At 66.9% G+C, this 2,776-nt stretch carries 5 protein-coding genes and 1 pseudogene; all 6 read right to left on the reverse strand.

Features of this window, described 5'->3' with window-relative positions; all coding sequences use genetic code 11:
- Positions 1 to 233, reverse strand: a pseudogene (locus tag JHD07_RS37205) (hydrogenase accessory protein HypB); the annotation flags it as partial.
- The gene (hypA, locus tag JHD07_RS37210) at positions 233 to 574 is read right to left on the reverse strand and encodes a hydrogenase maturation nickel metallochaperone HypA (RefSeq protein WP_291631251.1); all 342 of its coding nucleotides are present in this window, start codon (positions 572 to 574) and stop codon (positions 233 to 235) included. The pseudogene JHD07_RS37205 and the gene hypA, both read right to left, overlap by 1 nt.
- On the reverse strand, positions 567 to 1,652 hold the full coding sequence (locus JHD07_RS37215; RefSeq protein ID WP_291631254.1) for a nickel-dependent hydrogenase large subunit: 1,086 nt from the start codon (positions 1,650 to 1,652) through the stop codon (positions 567 to 569). Before JHD07_RS37215 ends, hypA begins: the two co-directional genes overlap by 8 nt.
- A complete protein-coding gene (hybE, locus tag JHD07_RS37220) occupies positions 1,649 to 2,161 on the reverse strand; it encodes a [NiFe]-hydrogenase assembly chaperone HybE (RefSeq protein ID WP_291631255.1) in 513 nt (170 codons plus the stop codon). Before hybE ends, JHD07_RS37215 begins: the two co-directional genes overlap by 4 nt.
- Positions 2,158 to 2,367: a rubredoxin gene (locus tag JHD07_RS37225; protein WP_291631257.1), complete on the reverse strand. Its 210-nt coding sequence runs from the start codon at positions 2,365 to 2,367 to the stop codon at positions 2,158 to 2,160. Before JHD07_RS37225 ends, hybE begins: the two co-directional genes overlap by 4 nt.
- Positions 2,364 to 2,776: hydrogenase expression/formation protein (locus tag JHD07_RS37230; protein ID WP_291631260.1), on the reverse strand; the 413-nt coding region annotated here is incomplete at its 5' end. The genes JHD07_RS37225 and JHD07_RS37230, both read right to left, overlap by 4 nt.

Consider the following 2,776-nt stretch of genomic DNA (forward strand, 5'->3'; position numbering starts at 1 on the left):
TCGCTGCTCATGCCGGCGATCTCCTGGCCGGCCGGATTGGCGCCGCAATCGAGCAGGCCCGCCTCATCATTGACGTGGTCGTGGTGGTGATGATGATGAGCATGGCCGTGGCTGTGCCCATGACCGTGATGATGGTGTCCGCCGTGACCGTGGTCATGATCATGAGCATGATGATGATCATGCGCGTGCTCGATGGACGCCTTGCCGTCGCTGCAGCCGCAGACCGTACACATCAGTCGACCTCCAGTTCCCTTACGCGCATTTCCTCTCCGCCCGTCACCTGCAATTGATAGCCACCGCAGGAGGGGCACGGCTCGTAACGCTGCTTGATCTCGACGCTGCTGGAACAGGCCATGCACCAGGCCGTTCCCGGCGTCTCGATGATCTCGAGCCTTGCGCCGCGCGCGATGGTCCGTGCCGCGACGGTCTCGAAGCAGAATTTCATCGCCTCCGGCGCGACATGGCTGAGCGCGCCGATCTCGAGGCAGACCACGTTCACCTTGGCGAAGGAGCGCTTCCGCGCCTCCTCCTCGACGATGCCGATGATACCTTCGCAGAGCGCCATCTCATGCATGGCCCACCTCGCGGAAGTCGAGCTTGAAACCGACACAAGGGTCGAACACGCCGACCAATGTGCGAACCGCATCCCGGCCGCGCCGGCCAGCCGGCAGCTTGGCTCCCTTCAGGCTCCGGACCAGCGGTCCGCGGGCGTGAAAATTCCACTCGGTCGGCGCGAGAAATTCGAAATTGACGATGCGATCGTCCTCGTCGAGCACGACGGCATGGTAAAGCCGGCCACGTGCACATTCGACCGCAGCCGCCCCCCTGCCCGCACCGAGCCGATAGCCCGCGACGCCATCGTCGAGATCCTCCTCGCCGCGATCGAGAAAGGCACAGAGCCGCGCGACCTCGACGATGCGCGCTTCCAGCCGCGCAGCAGGCGTCGCCGCAGACGATACCGGTTCGCGCCGCGCCCACCGGGCCCAGACACCTGTTTCCGGTACTCTGCCGCAGAGTTCCGGCGCGTCGGAATAAGCTGCCCCCTCCGCCAGCAGGCGCTCGATGACATCGAGATCGTCAGCGGCGGTCAGGAACGACGGTTCGGCCGGCGGCGGTGACAACGCCTCCCCCTTGCTGCGTTCGACAAGGACAGCGAGCGCGCTGCCGGGCACGAGCACCTCGCCTTCACTGGCGATCCCGAGCGCTCCGAGCGCGGCCTTGATCCGTGCCAGGGCCTCGCGCGCCGAGGCCTCCGACCCGCCTTCGCTGGTGCCGCCGAGAACGGTGGTTGCCTGCATCATCGTGCGCACGGCCGCAGCGCTCGCGGCGTCGAGCGCGATTCGTCCGAGGAACAGGCTGCGCAGCAATTCGGTCAGCCGCTCGGCAACGACCGCCGTGAGGCGACGATGCGCCGTTTCCGCTGTCGCCTCCAGCCCCTTCGCCGCCTCGATCGCCGACAGGAATGCCACCTGGTGCGCGACCGAGCAGAGCGAGAACAGCCGCGGCAGCACCGGAAGCAAGGCTTGCGCCGGCTTTCCCGCAAACAGCCGCGTCAGCGGCGGCCGGCTGCGCGGCTGGATCGCGACGTCAGCGATCGTGGCACCCGCGAGCCACACCGTGATGTCGATCTCGTTGCGGAAGGCAAGGCTCATCCCCGCCGCTCCGCCAAAGTGCCGCGAAGGAAATTACGCCGGTCGATCGGGGTTGTCGCGGGTTCGCGGCGGCGCGTCGCCTCTTCGCTGTCTGCCGGCAGCATCAGCTCGGCCAGCGCGGCCTCGGCGGTTGCCCGGGCCGAAGCCATGTCGGCGAACTCGGCCATCGGCGAGAACAGCGAGCAGCTCGCGATGCGGCCCATCTGTCCGACCTCGCCGAGGATGAACTCGATGTCGCCCGCGGGAAAGCGGACTCGCATCGTGGCACCCGAACTCTGCCGCGCGTCGCTCGCCGGCATCACCACGTTCATGAACCAGGGCGTGACCATGATGCCGACGATCGTGCCGTTGAACCGGCGGAAGCCGATCGCCTCGACGCCGAGCGCCTCGTTGTAGATCGGTAGATCGCGCATCGCGCGCTCGCCGATCTCGCGATAGCTTTCGGCCAGAAGCTCGCCCCACGCTGCAGCGTCGGCCTCGCCGACAGAATTTGGCGCACTCCCCGTCATGCTTCGATCACCATGAATTTGGACTTCGGCGCATCGCAGTTCGGGCAATGCCAGTCCTCCGGCAGCGCCGCGAACGGCGTGCCGGGCGCGATCTGCGCGACGTCGTCGCCGTCGGCGGGATCGTAGACGGCCCAGCAGATGCCGCATTCCAGCCGCGTGACGTCGCCGACGTCCTGGCGCACGCCAAAATTCTCGAAGGCGCTCATTTGAAATAGGCCTCGATGATTTCCTGCAGCCGCTCGGCCGAATCCTCGAAATCCTCGTCGGCGGCAAGCGCGACGGTCGGCACGCCGCCGACCTCGAGCGTATCCAGGATGATGGTGTCCATGGCGTTGAAGAACTGCACCGACCAGACATTGCGGATGCCGGTCGAGAGCACCCGGCAAGTGCCATAGCCGCGCGACACCAGCTGGATCGGTCCGTTGCGGATCGTGTCCTGCAGGAAGCTCATGTCGACGGGGCTCATCGGCAGCAGCGTGAAGTTGATGATCTGCGAGCGCATGCCGGGCCGCCAGGCCAGCGCGCGCTCGCGGATCTCGGCGAGCACCGGCAGCACGTTCATGGCGCCTTCCGGCACCGGCCCGATCTCGAAATCGGCGGATGTCAGGTCTGCGG

This window comes from Bradyrhizobium sp. (assembly GCF_016462955.1).
Classification (GTDB): Bacteria; Pseudomonadota; Alphaproteobacteria; order Rhizobiales; family Xanthobacteraceae; genus Bradyrhizobium.